Raw genomic sequence first — 26031 nt, forward strand, 5'->3', positions numbered from 1 at the left:
CTGTCAGAGTTGAATCGTGAATATCCGACACTCAGCACTCGCCGTCCTTGTCGCCATCCTTTGGGGCCTGAATTTCGTCGCGATCGATTTTGGCCTCCATCCCGCAAGCGGAATTGGCGGCCACGGGAGCGGTGGCGCGGCGGACGTGCCGCCGCTGCTGTTCGTGGCCATCCGCTTCGTGCTGGTGGTGTTCCCCTGCATCTTCTTCGTCCGCAAACCGGACGTGAGCTGGAAGGCGATCATCGGCGTCGGGCTGTTCATGAGCGCCGGGCAGTTCGGCCTCCTCTACCTTGGCATGGCCCTCGGTATGCCGGCCGGGCTCGCTTCGTTGGTGCTGCAGGCGCAAGTGCTCCTGACGGTGCTGTTGGCCGCCCGGTTCCTGGGGGAGCGGCCGAGCAAGCGCCAACTGACAGGGGTGGTGCTCGGTGTGGCCGGACTGGCCCTCGTAGCGGTGGGTCGAAGCTTGGTGGCCCCGGTGGTGCCGCTCATGATCGTGCTCGCAGCGGCGTCGTCCTGGGCCGCGGGAAACATCATCGCACGCAAGGCGAAGGCGGCCTCGGGACTGGGGCTGGTGGTCTGGTCCGGGGCCGTGGTTCCGTTGCCCCTCGCAGGCTTGTCGCTCATCGTGGACGGCCCGGCCGCCGTCGTCGGGACCCTCACCAACCTTCAGCCGGCGACCATCCTGAGCGCCATCTACACGGCCGTGTTCGCCTCGCTCGTGGGCTATGGCATCTGGAACCGGCTGCTCAGCCTTTACCCGAGCTCGGCCGTGGTGCCGTTCACGTTGTTGGTTCCTGTGGTGGGAATGACCGCCGCGTGGCTGCTCATCTCAGAGGTCCCGACGGCGGCGGAGCTGGCCGGTGGCCTCCTCCTGCTGGGCGGCGTGGCGACTGCCGTGCTGCAGCGGCGCGCCAAACCTGAGGAAGCGGGGGCGCCCGAAGTGCCTCAACGCTTGGGGGCCGGCTTGCGCTGAACCGGCGATCGCGGAGGAAGGGATCCGGACGTCGCTCGCTTGGTAGGCGCTGCCGGGCTGCGGGGCGCAGGACGCTTGGCAGTCCCCGACGCCGGACGGGCCGCCGGCCGCTGGGCGGGCCTGGCGGGTGCCGGGGAAGGACGCGACGCCGGACGGGCCGCCGGCCGCCGGGCAGCCTGTCGGGCCGCGACCTTCGCACGGTTCTTGCGGGAGGGCCATACCGCCGCCACGAACAAGACCAGCAAGGAGATGCACCCGGCGAGTGCGGCGAGGTAGAAGTAGATGTCCGAATCTTTGGTGCTGACCGCGCTGCCCAGGGCATTCTCGTCCTGGTTGAAGGCCAGGCCCCACATGCGCAGGAACGCGATTCCGAAAGCGATGAACAGGATCGTCGAGATAGCTCCGAGAACCAGCATGAAGTACCTTCGACGGGCGAAAACCTCGGCGACGCACGCCAAGTAGCCAACTGCCAAGACTCCGAGGAAGGTGTACATCACGGTTTCCTCAAGGGTGATGGCGAGGAGCACCAGCAAACCAGCGGACACCACGGCAGAGATGATCGCAAGCTTTCCGCTGTTCCCCATGTGACGCATGGGATTAATCATCCCTGACCGGAGCATCGCCACGCCTCATGACGCGGCAGTTGCCATACCGTTACCGCAGCACATAGCCGCGCATGATGGTCATGATGGCAGCTATGCTCTGTTCGCGGGTGCGCTCGGGGTTGTACGTCTGCCTGTCAAGGCCCACCACGAAGATCGCTCCGAACATCGCCGCTTCGAGGCTGCCCCGGGCAATGCCGGCATCCACGGTGTAGGTGGAGGCGACCTTTTCGATGGCCGCGCCGATCACCGCCAGTAACTCGCTGCGGAGTTCGACGAAGAGCTTGCCCCATTCGCTCGGTGTCCGCCAGTTCTCGCTGATCCAGAGCCGCGCGAAGGACGGGTAATCGTCCATGAAGTCCATGGCTTGCCCGAGCATGGCTTCCATGGCCTCGAGCGGATCGGCGTGCAGGCCTTCGATTCTCTGGAGCCGCCCGAGCATGATGTCGACGCCGTGACGCAGCAACTGGGCGATCAGATCGGACTTGCTCCCGAAGTTGTAGTAGACCGTTCCCTTGGACACTCCGGCTGCGGCCGCGATTTCGTCCACCGTGACGCCTGCTGCGCCGCGCTCGCCGATCAGCTCCATGGAAGCGTCGAAGAGCCGCTGCTTGGTCGCGTTGGTGCGGGCCGGGCGGAGCTTCTTCTCCGGGAGCCCGGGGACATCCGGCTCTTGCATGCTCATACCGCGATCTCCGGCTTCAGGGTCTTGAGGGTCCAGAACTTGTGCTTGCGGACGGCCAGCGTGGAAAGCGCGGCTCCCAGCACAGTGTAGCCAAGCAGGCCCAGGACAATCGGCCAGATCATGGACAAGTCGCCACCGTAGATCAGGTGCCGCATGCCGGTCACCACGTAGCCCATGGGCATGATCTCGTGCACCACATGCAGCGGCATGGGGGTGGTTTGCCACGGGAACGTTCCTCCCGAAGACACCAACTGCAGGACCAGCAGGACCAGCACCACGAACTTTCCGGGAGTTCCCAGCAAAGCCACGATGCCCTGGATGAGGGCCGTGAACGCCATGACAGCAGCCAGCATGAACAACCACATCCATACCGGGTGGGCCGCGTTGAGCCCCAGCCCCAGGTCCACCACGAGGGTGAGGATGCTGGCTTGCAGCACGGACACCACGAAGAACGGCAGCCAGCCGCCGACGGCGATTTTCCACGACGGAGCGTTCGAGGCCAGGGCCCGCTGCGTGATAGGACGCATGGCCTGGACCAGCATGAACACGCCGATCCAGAGGGACAGCGTCAGGAAGAACGGGGCCAGGCCGGCACCATAGGACCCTGCCTTCGCCTGCGAAACGTTGTTGACCGCGACCGGATCGGCGATCACCTTGGACACCTCGCTCTTCTGGGCGTCGTTCGGGTTCGGGACCTTGCCCGCGCCCTTCGCCAACTCGCTCGCCAAGGTGCGGGATCCGTCTGCGGCCGTGGCTGCACCGCTGGCAAGCTGCGCCGCGCCGTCGTCGAGCTTTGCGGCACCGTCCGCGAGGGCCGCGGTGCCGTTGACGGCAGACTGTTCACCCGCGGCCAGCGTCCCAGCGCCGGAGCTGAGCTGGTCCGCGCCTGCCGAGGCCTGGCCGATGGCCCCAGTCAGCGCCGGCGTGGTGCCCGCAAGTTTGGCGGCACCCGCACTGACAGCGGCCGATCCGTTGGAAAGCTGTTGGATCTGGGCGGCATCGGCCGAGATTTTGGCTTTGGCGTCGGTGACCGGGCCGGACCCAGCGGCAGTGTCGAAGTCCGCCATGATCTTATTTGCCTGGTCCTGCGTGATGACACCACTCGCCACGAGTTTCTGGGTGCTGCCCACGACGCGGTCGCGCGCCCCGGCGTCGAACGCCGAGAGTTGCCCGACGACGTCCTGGACTTTCGCGTTCAGCTGCGCGTTTCCGGCGGCTACTTGGGCGGCGCCCTCGGCGAGCTTTTGTGAATCGGACGGGAGGGAAGCGGTCTTGTTCTTCAGTTCGGTGAGCCCCGCGCTGAGCTGGCCGGCGCCGTCGTTCAGCTGATTGGCGCCGTCGCGCAGTTTGTTTTGCCCCGCCAGAAGCTCGGACGCGCCCCCGCTGAGCTTGCTGGTGCCGTCGTGGAGGGTTGCCGCTCCGTCGCTGAGTTTGCCGACGCCGTCGGCGAGCTGGGAGGCGCCATCGGAGGCCTTGACGATGGAAGCGTGGATGGTCCCGAAGCCCGTGAGGAGTTGGTTGGCCGTTTCCTCACCGACTTCCTTGGCCACGGTGGAGTGCACCGCGGTGGTGAGCTTGTCCACGATGGTGCTGAGGAGGTAGTTGTTCGCGTCGTTGGTAGTGACGTTGAGCATCGCCTGGTTGGCGGCGTCGAAGCGGCCGGGAGAGACCAGGTTGGCTGAGAAGTCCTTCGGAATCTTCAGCGCGAAGGCGTATTTGCCGGATTCCACACCGGCGTCGGCCTCCGCCGTGGTTGTCACCCGCTGCCAGTTGAAGACGTGGCCCTCCACGAGGCTGTCGGCAACCTTCCGGCCTGCCTGCAGTTCGGGGCCGTTGGCTGGCTGGGCTCCCGCGTCCTCGACGACCAGGGCGGCGTCGATCTGGTTCAGGTTGCCGTAAGGATCCCAGTTCGCGTAAAGGTACACGGCTCCATAGAGCAGCGGAACCATGGTGAGGGCGAGGATGGTCAGCTTAGGCAGGAGCCCGCCGGTCATGCGCTTGAGTTCGGAGCGGGCCAGCCGCAGAACAGTCACTTTGCGGTCCTTTGCAGGGTTTCGGGTACTTCTTCGGGATCTTCTTGAGCGATTTCGAGGGGTTCGACGGCCGGCTCGGCGGGTGCCGTATGCATGATCGAGTTGCCGATCACCGCGGCCGGGCCGTCCCAGTTGTCCGGGAGGGCGGAAACGACCGCCACGACGGCGAGCGGCCGCCCGGCGTCGTACGCCAACTGTTCAAGCCTCGGAAGCCAGTCGGCAGGGTTCGCGCTGTGCCGGTCCGGGGAATCGAGCACCAGGAGGTCGAGGGCAGGGTCGGCGAGGGCGAGGGCGGTCAGCAGCTCGAGGCGGCGGTCTGCGGGGAGCTGCTCAATCCAGAGCCCGGCGATGTCCTCGAAGCGGTTGACCTTGAGCCACGGCTTGCTGAGGAGGGCGCCCCGGTAGCGGCGGGGGATGAGGGAGAGGTCTTCGGTGACGAGGTCCCGGACGCTCAAGTGCTGCTCTGGCTCGTTGACGCCAGGAGCGTCAATCAGGGCGCTCGCCGCCCGGATCTTCTTCGTCTTTGCCGAGTTGTCCCAGCTCAGGAGGCCTTTGCCGGGCTTCATCCGGCCGCTCAGCGCGAGTGCCAATGCCGTGCGCTGGTCCTGGCCGTCGCCGCTGACCAGGAGGAGCTCCCCGCGCCTGGCTTCGAGCGAGGTGGGAGGCAGGAGATCGTCCCGTCGGCCGTCGATCTGGAGTTGCTGTGCAGACAGCACAATTGGACCTTTCGCAGAACCAGTAGTCTGCTCCCAATTGTAAACTGAACTGACCGGTCAGTTCAAATAGATGCTCGGCTCCTTGGGAAGCTAGCCGCCGGTAGGCTTTGCGCGGCGTACGGGCATGAAAGTACGGGGCGGCTCCGCCGCGGCCAGAAAATTGCTTACCAGGCCCGCGACGGCTTCCGGCTGTTCCAGGGGAAGGCCGTGGGATGCTCCGGGGACGACAGCCAATTGGCCTTGGGGGAGGGCTTCGTACAACGAAAGAGTGTGGGGCAACGTGACCACATCGTCGTCGCCAACGATGACGAGCACCGGCTGGGTAATTTGCGAGATGTCGGTGGTGGTGAGTGCCGGCTCCGTAGTGAACATCGCGACACTCTTGCCAAAGACAGCGTCAAGGTGCTCTGCCCCGTCGGGAGATCGCTCGATGTAGGCCTTTCCGAGTTCCTGCGCGATGGGCGATTGCAGGTCCATGTCGAAGGGGACGGTGCCGTTGTAGTGGTAATTCGTACCAATGACCACTAGCTTTTGCACTAGTTCAGGCCGTCGGAGCGCGACAAGGAGGGCGACGATCCCGCCGTCACTCCACCCCACCAGATGGGCTGGTCCGCCCACGACGTCCTCGAGCACCCGGATCGTCTCGGTGGCCATGTCCGCGTAGTGGAAATCGGCATCCGTGTCCGCCGTATAGCCGTGTCCGCGGCGATCGAAGGCGACCACGCGGAACCGCTCCGACAGGCCCGGTCCGATGCTCCTGAGCAGATCGTCACTGTTGCCCAGGCCTCCGTGCAGCAGCAGGAGCGGTTCGCCGGAACCTCCCCGGTCTTCCACCCAGGTTGGGTGTCCGTCGATGTCGAGGTGCTTGGCCATGCGGCCATTGTCCTCCCGCGTCCTCCGCCCCACAACGGATCTCAGGGCTACAGGCCGTACTTCTCCAGCAGGCGCAGCCACACCTCGCTGATGGTCGGGAACGACGGCACCGCGTGCCACAGCCGGTCCAACGGGACTTCGCCGACAATCGCGATGGTTGCGCCATGCAAAAGCTCGGCCACCCCAGGACCGGCGAATGTCGCGCCCACCAGCACCTTCCGGTCCTCATCCACTACCAGTTGTGCCCAGCCTTGGTAATTTTTCGAATGTAGCTGGGATCCGGACACGTTGATGGGCAGTTCCACCGAGCTTGCGTTGATGCCCTTTTGGAGGGCCTGCTTGAGGCTGGGGCCTACGGATGCCACTTCCGGATCCGTGAAGACGACGCTGGGGATCGCATATTCGTCGGCCGTTTTTGCGAAGGAACTCCAGGGCTTCGGGGTGCCGTGGAGGGTTCCCTTGGCCCGCGCCACGATGGCATCGCCGGTTGCCCGCGCCTCGTACTTGCCTTGATGCGTCAGGAGGGCAGCGCCCGCCGCATCGCCAGCCGCGTATAGCCACAGCCCGCTGGTGCCGTCGCTGGCGGCGCCCTCAACCAAGCCGCTCGAGTCCGTGGTGAGGCGCAAAGCCTTCCCGTCTTCGGCGTCGAGCCCCACGTTCTCAAGTCCCAAGCTGTCCAGGTTCGGCCGCCGGCCCGTTGCCACGAGCAACTCGTCACTGTTCAAGACCGTCCCGTCGCCGAGCGTGACGCTGAAGGCGTGGTCCAGGTCGTGTTCGACGCGCGCGGTGTCCGTCCCAAGCCGAAGATCGATGCCGTCGGCCCGCAGTCCCGCAGCAACCAGATTGGCGGCCTCCTCGGGAAAAGTACTGAGCAGCCTGCCTCGGGCAACTATTGTGACCGTCGAGCCCAGGCGGGCGAACGCCTGGGCAAGTTCGACGCCGGCAACTCCGCCACCCAGCACTATGAACCGTCCGGGGATTTGCCGTGCAGACGTGGCGCCGCGGGTTGTCCAGTACGGGACAGCGCGCAGGCCGTCGATTTTCGGGATGAGCGGTGTGGATCCGGTGGCCACCACCACGGCGTGATGGGCTTTGAGCGAGTAGCTGTTGCCGTCCTTGCCATCCACTTGGACTTCGCGGGGGCCCGTGATGCGCGCCCGGCCCCGGATGAGTTCGATGCCGGTGTCCACGAGCCACTGGACCGCGCCGTCGTCCTGCCATTTGTTGGTGAAGTAGTCGCGGTTCTTCAGGACCGGCGCGGGATCCAGGACCTTCGTGACGGAGTCCGATGCTCCGGGTACTGATTGTGCGGTGTGCAATGCGGTTCCAGGCCGTAGGAGCGCTTTGGATGGTATGCAGGCCCAGTAGGAGCATTCCCCTCCGACGAGCTCAGCCTCGACAATGGCCGCGGTAAGCCCGCCCCGGGCCACTCGGTCTGCAACGTTTTCACCCACCGCCCCGGCGCCGATCACGATCACATCGAATTCCCGGATATTCTCCTCAGCCATGGGAGAAGCCTACGCCCGGAGGCCGGCTCGGTTCAGGGACCCGGGTCGGGGTTTCTACCGGAAGTCAGGCGTGCATAGCGTCCTTGAACCAGCCCGTAATGCTGGCCGGATGGGTGATCGCGGTGCCGACGACCACCGCGAACGCCCCGGCGTCGAGGGCTTGGCGGGCCTGCGCGGGGGTGTGGATGCGTCCCTCGGCGATGAGCGGCTTTCCTAGTCCGGCGCCGGCGATCTCCGCGAGAAGCTCAAGATCGGGGCCGTCTGTCTTGGAACGCTCAGCGGTATACCCGGCCAGCGTAGTGCCGATCATGTCCGCGCCGGCTTCGACGGCGGCCATTGCATCAGCGTAGGAACCGCAGTCAGCCATGACCAAGGCATGCGATTCGGCGTGGATTCCATCGACGGTTTGCTTGAGGGTCAATCCGTCGGGACGCGGACGCCGCGTGCCGTCAATAGCCACGACGTGGGCGCCGGCATTCACGACGGCGAGGGCGTGCCGGAGCGTGGGGGTGATGAAGACGCCGTCGTGGCCGTCCTTCCAGAGCCCGATCACGGGAACCTCCACAGCAGTACGGGTGAACTGGACGTCCGCGATGCCCTGGACCCGGACTGCGGCGGCACCACCGATAACCGCCGACGCCGCCACCTGGCCGGTCGTCCGTGGATCGCGCATAGGCTCGCCCGGGTACGCCTGGCAGGAGACGATCAGCTGCGAGCGGAGGGCTTCGAGGCCATCGAGGGTCAGGATCATGGGGTGTCTCCTTGCGAGGTGTTCGGGTTTTCGTGTATTTGGGAGTTCGGGTGTTAGTTCAGGACGAGTTTGGCCGCGCCCACAATGGCCGCGGTATTGCCCAGCGCCGCCCGAAGCACGGGAATGTCAGCAAGCGGGGCCATGAGCTCTTTGCGCAGGGCCCGTTCCATGGGTCTCCACCAGAAATCTCCCGCATCGGCCAAGCCGCCGGAAACCACGACCGTCTCCGGGTCGAGGATGTTGACGAGCCCGCCGATCGCCTGCCCGGCGGCACCCGCGCCCTCGCCGATGGCTTTGACGGCGGCAGCACCGTCAGGGGAGCCGGAAGCGGAAGCGGCTTGCGCCACGGCAAATACAGCACGGGTGTCCGGTACATCGGGGGAGCCGCCGAAACGGACGAAGGATTCATGGATGGCCGGCCCCGAAGCAATCGCCTCGACGTGACCCGACCCCCCGCACACGCACGGGAGGGCCGTGCCCTCGTGATAAGCGTACGGCGAAGCAAAGTGCCCCACATGCCCACCCACATAGCGGTGCCCCAAAACAGGAGAGCCGTCCAACACAAAGCTGCCGCCCACGCCCGTCCCGAACGCCACCATCAACGAACTCGAACTCCCTGCGGCCGCCCCACGCCACGCCTCACCAAGAGCATGCGCGTGCACGTCGTTGACCGCGCTGACCGACCCCCGGGGCAAGCCAAGGAGTTGCGCCAAACCAGCGGTCAACCTCGTCCCGGCCCACCCCAGAATCGCATCAGTCGCCGAAACCACTTCACCATTCACGGCATCGATGACCCCGGCAGAACCCACGCCGACACGCCCGACGTCGATTCCCTCACCCGCCGCCCGCCGCATGAGCCGCCCGACGAGCGCCGCTGTCGCCTTCAAAATGGCATCACCCCCGCCCCGATTCAGCGTAGGAATCTGCTCCGAAAACAACACCTCCCCATCGGCCCCCACAACCCCGGCAGCAGTCTTCGTCCCACCAAGATCAACCCCGACCACGTACATCATGTTTTGTCCTCCGGGTCTCTTGCTGCGGTTGTTGGGTTCATCGTTGTTGCGTCACGTGTTTGCTGCGGTCCGTCTGCAGTCGGGTTAGCTGTGGTTGCGGCGGCCCCAAACCGCGGCCTTGCCGGCGCTTAGACACCTTCCGGCGTCGCCTTCCGGTCGCTGGGCGACCTTCAGACGACTCTGGTCGGCGATGCGCGCCTACGCAAGACCCCGGCCCGGCGCCTCAGGCGGTCGGCCCAGCTGACGCTGCGACCGTCGTCCGTCGCTCCGCCCGCGGCGGCACAGTGCGGACCCAAAGTGGACCGCCCCGAAAGGTTCCGCGATCGCCCGAGTGGCGGAGGGACGGTTTTGTGTAGTCCCGCATCGCCGACCAAAGCATTGCGGAAGTCGCTCAGCGACTGTAGCAGTGCGTCGGGAGGTGTCTAAGGGACGGCAAAACTGGTCCGCCGCCACGACCCGACCACGGAAACAGGCTGAGGCGACATCCGGCAACCCACTGGAGGCAATGTCCGGCAACCCGCTCAAGTGAGCGCAGATCCGAAGCTAAGCCGCGAAGTCGCCGCCCCCTAGACCAGGCCGTTGCGCTCGAGGATCGTTCGGATTGCGGAGGTTTCTTCGGCGTTCAGGGAGAGCATCGGGGCGCTCATGGTGTTGGATTCGATGATGCCCATGATTTGGAGGGCGGTCTTGAAGGCGCCCAGTCCTGCTGCGCCGCCGGAGACTCGGCCGTTGGGGGTGTAGACGATGTCGAAGAGGTCGGCCAGGCGGTCCTGTTCGGCGGCGGCGGCTGTCCAGTCTCCGGCTTGGGTGGCGTCGAACAGACGGCGGTAACCGGCGGGGTCGACGTTGCCGAGGCCGGGGACTACGCCCTGGGCGCCGGCGAGGAGCGCCCCGTCCACGACTATTTCATGGCCAGTGAAGATGTCGAAGTTGGGAATGTCCTTGGCTGCGAGGACGAGTTGGCGGAAGGAGACGTCGTCGCCGGAGGAGTCCTTGACACCGGCGATGACGCCGTCGCGGCCGAGGCAGACCAGGAGGTCGGTGGGCAGTTTGAAGTGGGTGCGGACGGGGACGTCGTAGGCGAAGATCGGCTTGTCTACCGCAGCGTGGATGCTGCGGAAGTGGGTTTCGTTCTCCTGGGCGTTGCCGATGGCGTAGTACATGGAGGTGACTACGATTGCGTCGGCGCCGAGGTCAACCACCTTGCGTGCTTCTTCGATGACGCGGTTGGTGGTTTGTTCGTTGGCGCCCACAATCAGGGGCACCGCACCGGCGTTCGCGTCGGCGATCGTGGAGACGACGAGTTCGCGCTCTTCGTTGGTCATGTAGGGGACCTCGCCGGAGGAGCCCAACACGAAGAGGCCGGACACGCCGCCGTCGAGCAGGTGCTTGGTGACGTTCTTCAGGGACGCGGTGTCAACGCGGCCGTCTGCGTGGCGGGGGGTGATGACCGGGGGAATGACGCCCTGGAACTGAGTAGACACAGAAATCTCCGTTGTTTGGATCTGAATGGGAAAAACTTAGGCGTGGAGCAGGCTGGGCGCGGCGCCCAGCAGCTTCTTGGTGTAGTCGTTGCTCGGGTTGTCGAAGACCTGCGCGGCCGGGCCTTCCTCGACGATCTGTCCGAAGTACATGACGCAAATGCGGTCGGAGACGTAGCGGACGGTCTGGATGTCGTGCGAAATGAACACCATGCCGAGGTTCAGCTGGGTTTTCAGGTCGGACAGCAGGTTCAGGACTTGGGCGCGGACGGACACGTCAAGGGCCGACGTCGGCTCGTCCGCCACGATGATGTCCGGGTCCAGGGCGAGGGCACGGGCGATCGCCACGCGCTGGCGCTGGCCGCCGGAAACCTGCGACGGCGTGACCTCGGCAGCCGACTGCGGCAAGCCGACGAGGGCCAGCAGTTCCTTGACCTTCGCCGAGCGGGACGCGGCGTTGCCGATGCCGTGCACCTGCAAGGGATCGGTGAGGATGTCCTGGATGGTCATGCGCGGATTGAGTGCCGTGGCCGGGTCCTGGAAGACCACGGATACGGCACGTCCGAATTCCTTGCGCATCCGGGCGTTGCGTTTGATAGCCGGCGTTCCGTGGAAGAGCACCTGGCCCGACGTCGGGACCTGGAGTCCCACGAGCACCGAAGCGAGCGTTGACTTGCCGCAGCCGGACTCGCCGACGATGCCTACGGTTTCGCCTCGGCTGATGCTGAAGTCGACGCCGTTGACGGCCTTGACGATGTTGGGCCGGAAGAAGCCGCCAGTGCGGGCCCGGTGGTGGACCTTGACGTCTTTGAGTTCGATGACCGGCTTACCGGTTGAAACACTCATTTTGCGTCCTCCTTCAGGTGGCTGGCCCAGTAGTGGTCGCGGTCTGCTCCGCCACCGGCCGGTTCAACAACGGCGAGGACCAATTGCTGGTTCGGGTCGGCGTCGGGCCTCAACGAGCGGGCCGCAAAGCGGTCGCCGGGAGCGAAGTCGCGCGGGGACGGGACGGTTCCGGGGATCTGGTGGAGGCGGACGGCGTCGGCCTCGATCGACAGGACAGCGCCCAGCAAACCGCGGGTGTATTCGTGCCGGGGGTTCTGCAGGAGCTCCGAAGCCTGTGCCGATTCCACCACCTGGCCGGCGTACATGACCGTGATCCGGTGCGCCAGGGAGGCTACCAGGGCGAGGTCGTGGCTGACGAAGACCATGGCGAAGCCGAGCTGTTCGCGCAGTTCGTTGAGTAGTTCCACGACTTGTTTCTGGACGGTGACGTCGAGGGCGGTGGTCGGTTCGTCTGCCACCACGATCTTCGGCGAGCGGGAGAGAGCCATGGCGATCAGGACGCGTTGGCGCTGGCCGCCGGAGAGCTCGTGAGGGTAGCTGGCGAGCGTGCGGACGGGATCGAGCTTCACCATTTCGAGCAACTCGGCGGGGGTCTTGCGGCCGCCGCGCTTGGTCAGCTGGGTCATTTGCTCCTTGATCTTCATGGACGGGTTGAGCGAGCTCAGCGCATCCTGGTAGACCATGGCGATTTGTTCGCCGCGCAGGCCCTGGTAGGCCTTCGCATTGCTGTGCTTCGAGCCGGAATCCAGGAGTTCCTTGCCATCGAAGGTGATGGAACCGGTGATCTCGGCGGTCTTGGGCAGGAGGCCCATGATTGCGAGGGACGTGATGGACTTTCCGCAACCGGATTCGCCCACCAGGCCCATGGTTTCCCCTTCGCGGACAGTGAAGGAGACGTTGTCCACGATCGCGGTTTCGCCGAAACGGCCGGGGAAGCGGATGGACAGGTTCTTGACCTCGAGCACGTTCCGGGCATCGGCGGGGACCTGGGGGAGCCGGTCCGTGCGCTTCGCCTCGATGGAAGCGAGGAGTTCGAGTTCCTTGTTCAGCAGGGCGTGGGGATTCTCGGCTGCGAGCCTCGGGTTGTTCAGGACACGAGTATCCTTCAGGACCGATGCCGCGTAGTCCTCTTCGGAGAGCGGATCGCCGTTGGCGTCCCGCACGCCGTCGAGCTCGTGCTGTTCCACGACGGATGACTGGGCCACCGACGTCGCGATCTCGGTATCGATGGCGGCACCCGCCACCGCCGCGCCCGCAAAAGCAGCGGCAGCACCGTCGTCGTCCTTCACCACGGGAGCCTTGCGCAGCTTCGGGTTCACCATGGCATCGGTGAGGCCTTCGGCGAGGATGTTCAGCGCAAGCACGGTGAGCAGGATGGTGAGGCCGGCGAAGGTGGTTGCCCACCAGCCGCCCGAGAGGACCAGGTTACGGCCGTAGGAGATCACGTTGCCCCACGACGGTGCGGGATCCTGGACTCCGGCGCCGAGGAAGGACAGGGAGGCTTCGAGGATGATGGCGTCGGCCACCATGACCGTGGCGAAAACCAGCACCGGGGCGGCCGTGTTGCGGACAATGTGCTTGAGGAGGATGTAGGGGCGGTTGGCACCCATCACCCGTTCGGCGCGGACGTAGTCTTCGCCGTATTGGGCGAGCACGTTGGCGCGGACCACGCGGGCGAGCTGCGGGGTGTAGATGATGGCGATGGCGACGATGATGGTGGGTACCGAGTTGCCGAACGCCGCCAACAGCACGGCTGCGAGGGCGATCCCCGGGAATGCCATGAGAATGTCCATGAGACGCATGATGATCTCGTTGACGGCCTTGCTGGATGTCGCGGCGAGCGAGCCAAGCACCGCGCCGATGACGATCGCAAGGGCCACCGCGCCGAGGCCGATCATGAGCGAAGACTGTGAGCCATAAAGGAGCCGGGAGAAGACGTCGCGGCCAAGGCGGTCGGTGCCGAAGAAGTGGTCGCCGTCCGGAGCTTGCGCCGGAATGAACGTTTCCAGGGGATCATGCGGCGCGATGACCGGCGCGAAGATCGCCGCCAGGGCGATGACCACGAGGAACAACAGGGCAAAACGCGATCCCCAGGGGAGGGACTTGAAGCGGACGCCCGGGGCGCTGAGCCGTTCAGCAAGTTTGCTGCGCATGGCTATACCGTCCTGATTCGGGGGTTGATGAGCAGGTACAGGAGGTCCACCACGATGTTCACCAGAACGAACGTGACCGAGATGGTGAGGACCACGCCCTGGACCAGGTTGACGTCCAGGTTGGTGATGCCGTTGAGGATCAGCTGGCCCATGCCGGGAAGGGCGAAGATCATTTCAATCACGACGGCGCCGCCCAGGAGGTAGCCGATCCTGAGTCCCAGCACGGTCACCGGAGTCACTAGCGCGTTGCGCAGGACGTTCCGCGAAACCACCTCGGGGTAGGGGACTCCGTTGCCGATGGCTGTCCGGACGTAGTCGCGGTCCAGCTCCTCCACCATGGAGGTGCGGACCACGCGGATAAGGGAAGCGGAGACCGGAATGCCGAGAGCGAGGGCCGGGAGCGCCATCGAGTTGAGCCAGCCGCCGAAGCCGGACTCCGGCGTCGCGATCCCGCCCGAGGGGAACAGCGGGTTGTCACCGAGCGCGAACCACTGGATGAGCAGGATGCCAAGCCAGAAGGACGGGGTGGCGATGGCCGCGATGGAGAAGATCCGGACCAGCTGGTCCTGCCACTTGTCGCGGTAAAGGGCGCCGATGATGCCGAAAACCAAGGACAGGACGACGGCGATGATCACGCCGAGGAACGTCAGTTGGAGGGTCAGCGGGAAGGCCGAGGCGATCATGCTTGCCACCGATTTGGACGGCGGGGTGGTTACGCCGAGATCGAGCTGCAGGAGCCTGCCCAGGAAGCGGAAGTATTGGACGAACAGGGGATCGTTCAGGCCGTTGTCCTGGCGGTACTGCTGTTTGGCGGCCTCGCTGGCGCCTTCGCCGAGGGCCGAGCTGGCCTGGTCGCCCGGGGCTGCTTGTAGGACGAGGAAGACCAGCAGCGTGATGCCCAGGATCATCAAGGGCAATGCCGCGAGCCTGCGTCCAAGCAGACGCAATATCATGACCAATTTGTTCTCCGGTTGCTTTGGTGCGGGGACCCAACTAACTCGCAGTAGGTGTCGTTTTGAGCCGTCTAAACGACAACAAATGCGAGCTAGTTGGGCGGCTCAGCGTGTGGTGGGGCTAGGCTGTGCGGCCGACGCCGATGAAGGACAGCCCAGTGGTGGGGAGCGGTTTGAAGCCTGAGAGCTTCTTTTCGTCCCACGCGCTGGGGAGCTGGCGGTGGAAGAGCGGGTATAGCGGAACCTCATCTGAGACGAGGTCCACGATTTGGCCGGTGATCTTCTTCGCATCGGCCGCGGCGGCCTGCGAGCCCTTGTCCATCAGACCCTGAAGGGTGGCGCTTTCCGGAGTGGTCCAGTAGGCACGCTTGGCCATCCAGGTGGCGCCGGAGTAGAACCAGCTCAAGAGCAGGTCTGCGTCGTTGCCGAAGACGGAGGGGTCGCCCGGGGCCGCCACCACCGAGAAATCGGCCTTGCCGACCCTGTCTGCGTACAAGGCACCGGACTGCAGGTTCTTTGCGGTGACCTTGACTCCGGGGATCTTGTTCCAGGATTCCAGCATCAGCGGGGCAACGTCCTTGACCCAGGCGGTATCGGTGGTGAGCAGCTCGAATTCGAGGTTGCCCACGCCGGCCTGCTTGAGGAGGTCAGCGGCCTTCTGGGGATCGTAGCCGTAGACGTTCTTGGCCTTGACGTAATCCGGGTGGCCCTCCTGGAAGTACGACGACGCAGCCTTGGCATTGCCGAACAAGGCCTTCTTGATGATGGCGTCCTTGTCCAGTCCGTAGTGGAGGGCCTGGCGGACCAGCTTGTTGTCGAACGGGGCCTTGGCGCAATTGAACATCAGGAAGAGCATGCCGAAGGACTGCACGGATTCAACCCGGGTCTTGGACTTGAGCCCGTCCATGTCCAAGTAGGGGACGTCTTCGATCGCCTGGACGCGGCCCGACTGGACTGCCGTGACACGTGCTGCGGCGTCCGAGAGCAAGAGCCAGGTCATGCCCTTGGCGAGGGCGGGCTTGGGGCCGTTGTAGTCGGTGAATGCTTCGAAGACGATCTTGTCGTCCTTGACGGCCGAGATCAGCTTGTAGGGGCCGGAGCCGACGGGCTTGGCATCGAATCCCTTTTGATCCGCCGAGGCCAACGCCTTCGGAACCACCTTCACCACGGAAATTCGCGGTCCGAAGCCCGGGAAGGGGTACTTCAGGGAGAACTCGACCGTCTTTGCATCGAGCGCCTTGACGTCCTTGATGAATGGGATGAACTGGGAGAACAAGGACTTGTTGGCCGGATCCATCACGCGGGTGAAGGAGTAGACAACATCGTCGGCGGTGACAGGGGCGCCGTTGTGGAACTTGGCACCGTCGCGGATGGTCACCTGGTACGTGGTGTCGTTGACCTTCTTGGGGTCGCTCGCTGCCAGCGCGTTGTAGGGCTCGCGGGTGGCGGGGTGGAGCTCCACGAGGCCTTCGAAGATGTGCAGGTTTGCGGCCTGCGGCGTGGCTCCCGAGGACGTCATCGGGTCGAAACCCGTGGACAGGGCATAGGAGATGCCTGCTTCGATGGTGAGATCCTTGTTGACGGTCGCAGTGTTGTTTGCTGCGCCCGTGGTGGTGGAGGCAGGACCGCCACATGCGGACAGAGTGGCCGTGAAGGCTGCCGCGGCTCCAATCGCCCCGGTCAACTTGAGGAAGTTGCGTCGGCTGGCGTCGCTGACCAGCGGCAGGTTGTTAATCGTGTTGCTCATAGGATGCCTCACCATTCAAGTTTTCTGGTTATCGGATGTAGGACATCCGATGCTCGTAAAGAAACTGTAAGGGTGGTCACATGAAGTCGTCAAGCGAGATCTGGATCACTAGTGACCCGGAGAGTGGCCGCAGGGCTGCCGGCGAGGTACTGCCGATGGGTGCTGCGCCGAGGTTCACCTTGCGCGGGTTCGAACCGGGGCGCGGTCAAAAATAAAGGCGAACATCTATCAGGGAGATGGGACATCCGATATTGTATGTTGCGAAGCAATATATCCACGGTGGGCGCTAGGCTCACCTCAACATTAACACTGCACTGATTCCTTGTCCCTGATCCTGAGAGGATCCGGGCCGGGGATGGGTACTTTTGCAAGGAGAGCCATGACCACTTCCGGTGTCGTTCCGCAGGCGCGGTTCAGCGCACAGGCCCGGCTCAGGGCCCTCCAGTCGGACATTATGGAATTGATCCTCGAACGCGAGCTCGAGGCGGGCGATCCGTTGCCCACGGAAAATGAACTCTCGGTGGCGTTGGGGGTGGGGCGCAACACCCTTCGCGAATCCCTGAAAGTGCTGCAGGCGCTGGGCGTCATCGAGATCCGCCACGGCTTTGGCATGTTCGTCGCCCCCAGCAACTTCGACGCGCTCGCAGACGGCCTGACGTTCCGTGGGCGCTTATCCCTGCGCCACCAAGGGCTTGAGGCGCTGCAACTCGTGGACGTGCGCCAGGCCCTCGAATCGGGGCTGATCGGTTCTTCCATGGACGTGATGACCGCCGAACAGCTCGCCTTGATCGAAGAATCCGTCAAGCAGATGGAGGAGCTCGCCCAGGCTGGCGAGAACTTTGTAGCCGCCGACGCCGAGTTCCACCGCCGGCTGTTCGAGCCGCTGAACAATGAACTCCTCATCAACCTCATGGGCGTTTTCTGGAAGGTCTACCGGAAGATCCACGTGGAGATCGGCTCTGCCAACGAAGATCTTGTAGCCACAGCGGCCATGCACCGAAGCATCTACACCGCCGTCGCAACCGGGGACAAGACCGCGGCTGCCGAATTGCTCAACCGTCACTTCGACGGAATCCGCCGCCGCATCAGCGAGGCCGTCGCAGTCTAAGGCCAGGCACCAAGGCGCAAGGGCCGCCGTCGTACTTTCATGAAGTACGACGGCGGCCCTTGCCTTTGCGCTGCCGACCGCGTATCACCCGTTGCCGCCCAGTCCCTGCTCGACGCTGGGCGTCGGATTCTGCTGGATCACTCCCCTTGCCGAAGGTTCCCGGCGACCGCACCAGCGTCCCCATCTTTGGTTTGGGAAAGCGTTTGCGACACGGCGAGTCTCGTCATTTGGTGGCCTTGGCGCGGCAAACATGGGGAGGACTGTGCGGCCAGACATCGAGGCCGCCGCGACGGCAAGGGCAAACCCGGGCCAGAACTTTAACGAAAAAAGACCCGCACCGGGTCCGGTGCGGGTCTTGATTTGTGCGCCCAGAGGGATTCGAACCCCCGGCCTTCTGTTCCGTAGACAGACGCTCTATCCAGCTGAGCTATGGGCGCATCTTGGTGATTCTCGGGAGTTTCAAAACCATTCCCCCCTCGAACCTCAATAAACTTTACGCGAGATCCCTGTTGGTGCCAAATCGACGCGGTGTAATCTGTCTAACTAGACCGGTCTATGTGACCTTGGTCACTAAATTTAGCGAATCCCCGATGCGGATCCTTGATTTTTAGGGGTTTTGCTCCGAAATGGTCAAGAGATCCCATGTCTGGACCCAGATTGGTCTACTCCGCGCCCCCTAGCATTTAGGACACACCACTGAACCCGAGGAAGGGAACCACGATGGGCGATCTGGCGCGACTGCCGCTGCTTGAGAAGGCACCTACTACGCATGCACGCCTGTTGGCCTGGGTGGAGGAAGTAGCCGAGCTGACACAGCCGGACCGCATCCACTGGGTTGACGGCAGTGAAGCTGAAAACAAGAAGCTGACCGACGAACTTGTCGCGGCCGGCACCCTGAAGAGGCTGAACCAAGAGCTCTTCCCCAATTCTTTCGCTGCATTCTCCGATCCCGCGGACGTAGCCCGCGTGGAAGAGCAGACCTTCATCTGCTCCGACAAGGAACACGACGCCGGCTTCACCAACAACTGGATGGCTCCGGCTGAGATGAAGCAGAAGCTGCGCGGGCTGTTCGCCGGCTCCATGCGCGGCCGCACCATGTACGTCATTCCGTTCGTCATGGGCCACCTGGATGCTGAAGATCCGAAGTTCGGCGTCGAGATCACCGACTCAGCCTACGTTGTTGCCTCGATGCGCATTATGGCACGCATCGGTACCGACGTCCTTGAGCGCATTACGCAGACCGACGCTTTCTTCGTCCCCGCGTTGCACTCCCTTGGCGCTCCATTGGAACCCGGTCAGGCAGACGTCGCATGGCCCTGCAACCCCGACAAGTGGATCGTGCACTTCCCGGAAGAGCGTTCCATTTGGTCCTTCGGCTCGGGTTACGGCGGCAACGCCCTCCTCGGCAAGAAGTGCTACGCCCTGCGCATCGCGTCCGTTATGGCCCGCGACGAAGGCTGGCTGGCCGAGCACATGCTCATCCTGAAGCTGACTTCGCCTGAGCAGAAGACCTACTACATCTCGGCGGCGTTCCCGTCGGCTTGCGGCAAGACCAACCTCGCGCTGCTCGACCCCACCATCAAAGGCTGGAAGGTCGAGACCCTCGGCGACGACATCACCTGGATGCGCTTCGGCAAGGAAGGCGAGCTCCGCGCCGTCAACCCCGAAGCCGGCCTTTTCGGCGTCGCTCCCGGCACCGGTTGGGGCACCAACCCCAACGCGATGCGCGCCATCGCGAAGGGCAACAGCATCTTCACCAATGTGGCGCTGACCGACGACGGCGGCGTCTGGTGGGAAGGCATGACCGAGGAAACTCCGGCGCACCTGACCGACTGGCAGGGCAACTCCTGGACTCCCGAGTCCGACAAGCCGGCCGCGCACCCGAACTCCCGCTTCTGCACCCCGATCGACCAGATCGACATGCTCGCCGAGGAATACTTCAGCCCCGACGGCGTGGAACTCTCCGCGATCCTCTTCGGCGGCCGCCGCAAGACCACCATCCCCTTGGTCACCGAGGCCCGCGACTGGTCCAACGGCATCTTCATGGGTTCCACGTTGTCCTCCGAGACCACGGCTGCGGCGGCCGGTGCCGTCGGCGTCGTACGTCGCGACCCCATGGCCATGCTGCCGTTCATCGGCTACGACGCAGGCGACTACCTGAACCACTGGGTCAACCTGTCCGCCAAGGCCAACCCGGAACGCTTGCCCAAGATCTTCCTGGTCAACTGGTTCCGCCGCACTGCCGAGGGTGGCTTCGCCTGGCCTGGCTTCGGCGACAACGCCCGCGTCCTCAAGTGGGCCATCGAGCGGCTCGAAGGCAAGGCCGACGCCGTCGAGACTCCCATCGGCTTCGTGCCGACCGGCGAGTCCATCGATCTCGAGGGCCTGGACATGACCCCCGCCGAGGTGGAAGCCGCAGTGCGCGTCGACCCCTCCGAGTGGAAAACCGAACTGGCTTCGATCGAGGAATGGTACGCAAAGTTCGGCGGTTCCCTGCCGGCCGCGCTCATTTCCGAGCTCGAAGGCCTGAAGGCCCGCCTGGCCTAGGACCCCACCGCCTCCCTCGCTTCGCTCCGCTCAGCCAGGGAAACCCCCAGCGTGGGCCCGGCAACCGAACGACGGCGGTCCCGCACCTTGTGTCCTCAAGGTGCGGGACCGCCGTCGGCGTTTCATTGACCAGGCATTGTGCCGCGCTTGCGGCGGGAGTAGTTTTTAGAGAACCAGCAGTTCTCTAATTTTCCGGGACCGGGCCATGGATAATGCCCAGCAGCACACGCAGAAAGTCCACTCTGCCATCAGGACGGCGCTGCCCGGAATCCTGTTGGTGATGTTCCTCGGAGCTCTGGACCAAACGGTCATGGCCTCGGCCCTGCCCACCGTCGCCGGGGATCTGGGCGGCCTGGATCAGATGTCCACCATCATCACCGGCTACCTTGTCGCCGCCACGGCCGCCATGCCCCTCACGGGCAAACTTGGCGACGCTTTCGGGCGAAAACGGATCCTGCAGGCTTCCCTCATCTTTTTCATCATCGGCGCAGGACTGTGCTCGCTGGCGCAGTCCGTGCCGCAGCTCATCGCCTTCCGCGCGATTCAGGGCATCGGCGGCGGAGGGCTCATGATCGGGGCACAATCGATCATTGGCGAACTTGTCAGTCCCCGCGAGCGGGGCAAGCTTCTGGGCATTATCGGCGCAGCCTTCGTCATGGCCGCGGTTGCCGGACCTTTGGCTGGCGGCGCGGTGGTTGATCATTTCTCCTGGCGCTGGATCTTCTACTTCTATGTTCCGTTCGGATTGGCTGCCCTTGCCGTGGTGACCTTACCCTGCGGCTCCCGGCTACTCCGCGCGGGCGACGAGTGGACTACGGAGGCGCGGCCTTACTGGGCCTTGCGATCGTGTCCGTGATCTTCCTCTCCAGCGGCGGTTACCCGGAGCAGGTTTGGGTGTCTCCGGTCCTCGGGGGCGTGGCTCTTGTGGCATTGGCGGCTTGGCTGTTCAGGGCGCGTCGCACGGCTGATCCGATCATCCCCTTGTCCTTGTTCCGGGATCCTGCCTTTGCCATACCGACGGCGGTGAGCTTCCTGGTCGGTTTTGCGATGTTCGCCACCTTGAATTACCTTCCGGCGTTCTTGCAGGTGGGGATGGGCATGTCGGCAACGGCCTCGGGCGGCATGTTGATTTCGCTGATGGCCGGGCTTCTGCTCACGACGTCGGGATCTGGCGCGCTGATCACCCTCACCGGGCGCTACAAGCTGTATCCGGTGGCCGGGACGCTGCTTGCGGTTCCCGGGCTCTGGCTTTTCAGCACCATGGACTCGAGCAGCGGCCCGTGGCTCGTCCTGCTCTCCATGCTGCTTCTCGGTCTGGGAATCGGGCTCGTCATGCAGGTCATGGTACTGGTGGTGCAGAATTCCGTGGAGCGCCGGGACCTTGGCGCTGCGACGTCCACGGTGACTTTCCTTCGCCAGGTGGGTGCCGCCGTCGGCGTAGCTGTTCTGGGTTCCTTGATCACGGCGCGATTTGCCGCAGCGGTCCCGGCCCCTCTGGCGGCCGCGCTGGGCAGCCGTATTAATTCCTTGACGCCGAAGGCCCTGGAATCGCTGCCGGCCGCGGACCGCATCGCGGTTGCCCAGGCGTTCGGACATGCGCTTCCTCCGGTTTTCGGTTTTGCCGCTGTGGTGTTGGCTGTGGCATTCGTTTTGACGCTCTTCCTTCCCGAGCGGGAGTTGCGGACCACCGCGCACTCGGACACCGCGCTCCCGGAACCTTCCGACGCCGCAGACAGCACCGCACGAGGAGCCCAAGATGACTGAGAAAGCCACTGCCCCTCTGGCCGATTTCTGCGCTGGGGATATCGCCATCGCGGGCGGCAAGGGTGCCGCTTTGGGGGAGCTTGCGCGCGAGGGGTTTCCGGTGCCGCCGGGATTCATCATCACCACGAACGCGTACCTGTCCTTCCTGGCAGAAACGAAGGTGGGGCTTGAGTTGGATAGCCTGCTGTCCGGCTTGAGCGATGCGCCCGACGGCGGCGCGCGCACAGGCGCCGCCATCCGGGCACTCTTTGCCGAGGCGGATATGCCCGGCCCGCTGCGGCAGGAGATCCTCGATGCCTACGAGAACCTGGGCGGCGGGGCGGTCGCGGTCCGGTCCAGTGCTACGGCGGAGGATCTTCCGGGAGCGGCGTTTGCCGGCCAGCAAGACACCTACCTCAACGTCATTGGCGAGGAAGATATCATCCAGGCGGTCTCGAGTTGTTGGGCATCATTGTGGACGGACCGGGCTATGGCCTACCGGCTTCGGCAGGGAATCGACCCGCACGAGGTGGCCATCGCCGTCGTCGTACAAAAAATGGTGCCGGCCGCCATGGCGGGTGTCATGTTCACAGCGAACCCGGTCACGGGCGAGCGCGGCGAAATAGTGGTGGACGCGAACCCCGGGCTGGGGGAGGCAGTGGTCTCGGGGCGGGTGACTCCGGAGCATTATGTCCTGGACCGCTCGGGAAAGGTTCTTGGTTTCACGCCAGGTGGCCACGAAGTGGTGATCAGCGGGGCAGATGGCAGCGGTACGAGGGAAAGGGCCGGTACGCCGGGGGGCAAGCCTGGGCTCGCCGCGGGGCAGTTGGCGGAGCTGGCCCGGCTGGGCCAGGAAGCCCAACAGCATTTCGGCCGGCCGCAGGACATGGAGTGGGCCGTGGCCGGGGGCGTGCTGTATGTGCTGCAGTCGCGTCCGATGACCGCGCTCCCGCCTCAACCGCCCAGCCTCAACGCGGTCCAACGGCGAGTGGGGCCGTTCTTCGTCGAGATGTTCCAGGAACGGCCGTATCCGCTGGATGTCTCCGGGTGGATGAGCAGGGGAATCCTGGGCATGCTGCGGGAGATGGTCAGCAGCGTGGGCGTGGTCTTCCCGACGGTTGAGGAGTTGTTGCCGGAAGAGGACGGCGTGGTGGTGCAGCTCATCCCGCCGGTGCCGCGCCTGACCATCCGGACGCTCGCCGCGCCAGTGTCTTTGCTGCGTCGGTCAAGGCAATACAATCCCCGCGAGTGGACCCAAGATCCGCGCTTCGCCCAGTTCCTTGGCGAAATCGAACGGCTCAACGGAATGGACCTCGGTCCGCTTCGGTGGCCTTCGGTCATTGAACTTGTGGAGGAGTGTTTCGGGACGATGCGGGCTCTCGGGGATCTCCGGGTTTCTTACTTGCCCGGAATTCTCGTGCCGGTGCTGAAGATGCGCTTGATGCTCCTCTTCCTCGGCAAGATGAGGCTCGCCCCTGCGTTGATCGCAGGCGCGGAAACCCGGACGAGCCAGGCGAATCGGGCGCTTGAGCGGCTCGCGTCCCTTGCGGCAGGCGACCCCGGACTGTCACGCGCCTTTCGTGAAGCAGACCCCCGCCAGCTGCTGGACCAGGTCGAAAAGGATCCAGAGCATCGCGCTTTCCGGGAGGCGTTCCAGGAGTTTCAGCTGGAATACGGACACCGCGAAACCACCAGCGTTGTCCTGAGCAGTTCGCCTACGTGGTCCGATGCCCCCGAGGTGGTGCTGGGGCTGGTGAAGGCCATGTCCGGAGAGCGCCATCAAGCGGCCGACCAGACCGGTACAGCGATTGCGGAATTGAAGGGTCACCCGGCATTCCGCTTCGAACCGGTACGGCGAAGGGTGCTCGCGGCCGTCGAGTCCGCCCGGGCCGGAATGGCGTTCCGCGAGGATAGCCACTTCTACGCCACCAAAGCCATCCCGCCGATCCGCCGCGCCTACCGGGAGCTCGGCCGGCGGCTGGTGCTGGCCGGGGTGATCGATGAGCCGGACGACATCTATCACCTGCGGTTCGAGGAATTGGAGTCCATCACGGACGACGACGACGGCGCGCTGCCGGCTTCGCTGCGTGACCGCTACCGGCCGCTGGTGCTGGCACGGGCGGCGAAACGGAAGGAGCTGGAGGGCATCCCGCTGCTTGATCCGGTTTTGCTCTTTGGCCGAGGCCGCCAGGTGGACGGAGCCCTTGTCTCCGGTACTCCGGCCAGCCGCGGCCAGGCAAGCGGGCTTGTCCGGGTGATCCGGGGGCCGGCCGAGTTCGGCCAGCTCCGCAGCGGCGAAATCTTGGTCTGCCCGTACACCAACCCTTCGTGGACGCCGTTGTTCCAACGTGCCGCGGCGGTTGTGGTGGATGCCGGAGGGCTCGGTTCGCATGCGGCGATCGTGGCCAGGGAATACGGAATTCCGGCAGTCATGGGCACCGGTTCGGGGACCAGCGCCTTGGCCGACGGGCAGCGGGTGCTCGTGGACGGAAGCCTGGGCGTGGTCCTGCCGGCTGCGTCGCCGGGGAATGTTTGACATGCCGAAGCAACAGGAATTCTTGCCGGAGCAACAGCACCTCGTGCAGGCACAGCCCTTCCACCTGCAGCCGCGGCAGGACCATCGCAAGCTGCCGCGCCGGCGCGGAGCTGCCCTGAACAGTGCAATTTTCGAAGCAGTCCGGGCGGAGATCGCCGAATCCGGATACGCCGCGCTGACCATGGACAGTGTCGCCGAGCGCGCCAGGGCGAGCAAAGCCTCGCTCTACCGGCGGTGGCCCGGGCGGGCAGCGTTGGTGCTCGAGGCAGCCTACGATGCCATGCCCAGTCCGTCGTCCGCGCCGGATACGGGTAGCCTGCGCGGGGACGCCCTGGCGATCCTGCGGCTTGTAGCGCAACAGCTGGAAGGAGCAGTGGGCCAGGCCATGCGCGGGCTGCTAGGGGAGGCGCTCCAGAACCCATCGGTGGCCGCAGAAGTCCACGAGTACACGCGGGGCAACGTCGGGAAGATCATGCGAGCCATCATTGAGCAGGCCGCGGCGCGCGGCGAATGCGATCCCAGCGTGGCCACGGAGACGAGGATCGAGGCCGGACCCGCCTTGCTGCGGCAGCGGTTCATCTTCTCGGGAATCCCGATCGATGACGATTATTTGGTGCGGGTAGTGGACGAGGTGATGCTGCCGCTGCTGGGTGCCGGTCCGCCGGGGGTGGTGGTCAGTCCGCCGGGGGTGGTGGGCTGACCCAACTGACTCGCAGTAGTTGTCGTTCTGGGGTCTCTAAACGACAACTATTGCCAGCTAGTTGGGCGAGCCAGAGCCTTCGTAATGAATTCTCGTGGTGGTGTGCAATGCGGGACAGGACTTTACAAGCCGTGCCTACAGTTCGGGGCGTAACCCGATCGCCTGGAATGCCGGCGCCATTTGCCGCAGGTGCGGCAGGGAGGAGACGACGACGTCGTCCAGCTCCCGGTAGAAGGCTTCCCTCGCGCGAGCCAAGGCATGACGCAAGCCGCATTCCGTGATCAGGGGGCAGTCACCATGGGGGGATTGGCACTCGGCGGGGTCGAGCCTGGTATTCAGTACCCGCAGTATCTGGCCAACGGTGGCTCGCTGTCCGGCGGCGCTGAGCCGGGATCCGCCCTTGCGGCCGCGCTCGACGTCGATGAGGCCCAGCTCCCGGAGCCGAACAATGGCCTTGCTGACGTGGTGGTAAGGAGTCCCCACGGCGTCTGCGATGTTCTGGGTCGTCAGGAGTTCTCCTGCGGGCGCGGACGAGAGAACCAGGAGCGCACGCAGGCTCACATCCGCGAAGGCATTGATCTTCATGCCCTCAAGCTTACGGAGTGGGGTCTAGTCCACCCATACGAGGGGTTCATTGGTGTCGGCTTCGGCGTTGTCAAAGGTGAAGCCTTCGGCGGTGCGGACATAAGGGACGACGACTGCGAGGAGACCACCGCTGCGATGCTCAGCCGCGGCGTGGATCCCGTCCGAGCCGTGTTCCGGAAGGATTACATCGCTCGCAATCGCCACCGCACGGTATTCGTCACGGCCTTGACGCAGCAATTCGAGGATGTCTGCCAGCATCGACTCTGTGTCGACGTTTCCTTCCTCGTCCGGCTCTTCAGGCGTTACGAACAGGATCCGAAGTTCGTTGTCCTCGGCGAGCGTGACTGCGAAGGGCAGGAAGCCACCGTTTTGTTCCAGGTGTTCCTGCGCTGTTGCCAAGGCGGCCCCAAGCGTTTCACGCACTTCGCGGAGCTCGTGTTCCTCTGTGTTTTCGAGGCCGTTGATCTGGGAATTCATG

The 26031-nt window shown here is 64.6% G+C and carries 22 protein-coding genes and 1 tRNA gene; 7 read left to right on the top strand and 16 right to left on the bottom strand.

Translation table 11 applies throughout. The features are described 5' to 3' along the window. The first annotated feature begins 16 nt into the window (after positions 1 to 16). Entirely contained in the window at positions 17 to 973 is a 957-nt protein-coding gene (locus tag AB0323_RS12200) for an EamA family transporter (RefSeq protein WP_366177546.1), read from the top strand. Here AB0323_RS12200 and AB0323_RS12205 read toward each other — a convergent pair. The 13 genes from AB0323_RS12205 to AB0323_RS12265 form a co-directional block, all read right to left on the bottom strand. Then, positions 946 to 1557, bottom strand: coding sequence for a hypothetical protein (locus tag AB0323_RS12205; protein WP_366177547.1), 612 nt, complete (start codon positions 1555 to 1557; stop codon positions 946 to 948). The genes AB0323_RS12200 and AB0323_RS12205 overlap by 28 nt on opposite strands. Before the next feature lie 70 nt (positions 1558 to 1627). Continuing rightward, positions 1628 to 2260 carry a TetR/AcrR family transcriptional regulator gene (locus tag AB0323_RS12210; RefSeq protein WP_366177548.1) on the bottom strand — a complete coding sequence of 211 codons (633 nt, stop codon included), beginning with the start codon at positions 2258 to 2260 and terminating at the stop codon, positions 1628 to 1630. Next, positions 2257 to 4293 carry a YhgE/Pip domain-containing protein gene (locus tag AB0323_RS12215; RefSeq protein WP_366177549.1) on the bottom strand — a complete coding sequence of 679 codons (2037 nt, stop codon included), beginning with the start codon at positions 4291 to 4293 and terminating at the stop codon, positions 2257 to 2259. The genes AB0323_RS12210 and AB0323_RS12215 overlap by 4 nt, the downstream gene beginning before the upstream one ends. Next, complete coding sequence (locus tag AB0323_RS12220; protein ID WP_366177550.1) at positions 4290 to 5009, bottom strand: ABC transporter ATP-binding protein; 720 nt, start codon at positions 5007 to 5009, stop codon at positions 4290 to 4292. The genes AB0323_RS12215 and AB0323_RS12220 overlap by 4 nt, the downstream gene beginning before the upstream one ends. A 90-nt stretch (positions 5010 to 5099) precedes the next feature. Continuing rightward, positions 5100 to 5882: an alpha/beta hydrolase gene (locus AB0323_RS12225; RefSeq protein ID WP_366177551.1), complete on the bottom strand. Its 783-nt coding sequence runs from the start codon at positions 5880 to 5882 to the stop codon at positions 5100 to 5102. A gap of 47 nt (positions 5883 to 5929) precedes the next feature. Further along, on the bottom strand, positions 5930 to 7390 hold the full coding sequence (locus tag AB0323_RS12230; RefSeq protein ID WP_366177552.1) for an NAD(P)/FAD-dependent oxidoreductase: 1461 nt from the start codon (positions 7388 to 7390) through the stop codon (positions 5930 to 5932). Positions 7391 to 7454: 64 nt separating this feature from the next. Further along, complete coding sequence (locus AB0323_RS12235) at positions 7455 to 8141, bottom strand: N-acetylmannosamine-6-phosphate 2-epimerase (protein ID WP_366177553.1); 687 nt, start codon at positions 8139 to 8141, stop codon at positions 7455 to 7457. Between the two features lie 53 nt (positions 8142 to 8194). Then, the gene (locus AB0323_RS12240) at positions 8195 to 9154 is read right to left on the bottom strand and encodes an ROK family protein (RefSeq protein WP_366177554.1); all 960 of its coding nucleotides are present in this window, start codon (positions 9152 to 9154) and stop codon (positions 8195 to 8197) included. Positions 9155 to 9720: 566 nt separating this feature from the next. After that, entirely contained in the window at positions 9721 to 10638 is a 918-nt protein-coding gene (locus tag AB0323_RS12245; RefSeq protein WP_366177555.1) for a dihydrodipicolinate synthase family protein, read from the bottom strand. Between the two features lie 36 nt (positions 10639 to 10674). Then, on the bottom strand, positions 10675 to 11481 hold the full coding sequence (locus tag AB0323_RS12250; RefSeq protein WP_366177556.1) for an ATP-binding cassette domain-containing protein: 807 nt from the start codon (positions 11479 to 11481) through the stop codon (positions 10675 to 10677). Next, a complete protein-coding gene (locus AB0323_RS12255; RefSeq protein WP_366177557.1) occupies positions 11478 to 13634 on the bottom strand; it encodes a dipeptide/oligopeptide/nickel ABC transporter permease/ATP-binding protein in 2157 nt (718 codons plus the stop codon). The genes AB0323_RS12250 and AB0323_RS12255 overlap by 4 nt, the downstream gene beginning before the upstream one ends. Before the next feature lie 2 nt (positions 13635 to 13636). Beyond that, positions 13637 to 14587 carry an ABC transporter permease gene (locus AB0323_RS12260; protein ID WP_366177558.1) on the bottom strand — a complete coding sequence of 317 codons (951 nt, stop codon included), beginning with the start codon at positions 14585 to 14587 and terminating at the stop codon, positions 13637 to 13639. Positions 14588 to 14708: 121 nt separating this feature from the next. Then, positions 14709 to 16349, bottom strand: coding sequence for an ABC transporter substrate-binding protein (locus AB0323_RS12265; RefSeq protein ID WP_366177559.1), 1641 nt, complete (start codon positions 16347 to 16349; stop codon positions 14709 to 14711). 364 nt (positions 16350 to 16713) lie between these two features. Between AB0323_RS12265 and AB0323_RS12270 the strand changes: the two genes are divergently transcribed. Further along, positions 16714 to 17442 carry a FadR/GntR family transcriptional regulator gene (locus AB0323_RS12270; RefSeq protein ID WP_366177560.1) on the top strand — a complete coding sequence of 243 codons (729 nt, stop codon included), beginning with the start codon at positions 16714 to 16716 and terminating at the stop codon, positions 17440 to 17442. Positions 17443 to 17805: 363 nt separating this feature from the next. Here AB0323_RS12270 and AB0323_RS12275 read toward each other — a convergent pair. Continuing rightward, positions 17806 to 17879 (bottom strand) — tRNA-Arg (locus tag AB0323_RS12275). 283 nt (positions 17880 to 18162) lie between these two features. Here AB0323_RS12275 and AB0323_RS12280 point away from each other — a divergent pair. The 5 genes from AB0323_RS12280 (at position 18163) to AB0323_RS12300 (ending at position 24968) form a co-directional block, all read left to right on the top strand. Beyond that, positions 18163 to 19989: a phosphoenolpyruvate carboxykinase (GTP) gene (locus AB0323_RS12280; protein ID WP_366177561.1), complete on the top strand. Its 1827-nt coding sequence runs from the start codon at positions 18163 to 18165 to the stop codon at positions 19987 to 19989. 205 nt (positions 19990 to 20194) lie between these two features. After that, the gene (locus tag AB0323_RS12285) at positions 20195 to 20845 is read left to right on the top strand and encodes an MFS transporter (protein ID WP_366177562.1); all 651 of its coding nucleotides are present in this window, start codon (positions 20195 to 20197) and stop codon (positions 20843 to 20845) included. Beyond that, positions 20797 to 21753, top strand: a complete 957-nt coding sequence (locus tag AB0323_RS12290; RefSeq protein WP_366177563.1) for an MFS transporter — start codon at positions 20797 to 20799, stop codon at positions 21751 to 21753. The genes AB0323_RS12285 and AB0323_RS12290 overlap by 49 nt, the downstream gene beginning before the upstream one ends. Further along, on the top strand, positions 21746 to 24268 hold the full coding sequence (locus tag AB0323_RS12295) for a PEP/pyruvate-binding domain-containing protein (protein ID WP_366177564.1): 2523 nt from the start codon (positions 21746 to 21748) through the stop codon (positions 24266 to 24268). The genes AB0323_RS12290 and AB0323_RS12295 overlap by 8 nt, the downstream gene beginning before the upstream one ends. Position 24269: 1 nt before the next feature. Then, positions 24270 to 24968, top strand: coding sequence for a TetR/AcrR family transcriptional regulator (locus AB0323_RS12300; RefSeq protein ID WP_366177565.1), 699 nt, complete (start codon positions 24270 to 24272; stop codon positions 24966 to 24968). A gap of 135 nt (positions 24969 to 25103) precedes the next feature. Here AB0323_RS12300 and AB0323_RS12305 read toward each other — a convergent pair whose 3' ends face one another. After that, positions 25104 to 25553, bottom strand: a complete 450-nt coding sequence (locus AB0323_RS12305) for an Rrf2 family transcriptional regulator (protein WP_366177566.1) — start codon at positions 25551 to 25553, stop codon at positions 25104 to 25106. A gap of 24 nt (positions 25554 to 25577) precedes the next feature. Further along, a complete protein-coding gene (locus AB0323_RS12310) occupies positions 25578 to 26030 on the bottom strand; it encodes a hypothetical protein (protein ID WP_366177567.1) in 453 nt (150 codons plus the stop codon). Position 26031 lies beyond the last annotated feature (1 nt).

The organism is Arthrobacter sp. NPDC080031 (assembly GCF_040702485.1).
Taxonomy (GTDB): domain Bacteria; phylum Actinomycetota; class Actinomycetes; order Actinomycetales; family Micrococcaceae; genus Arthrobacter.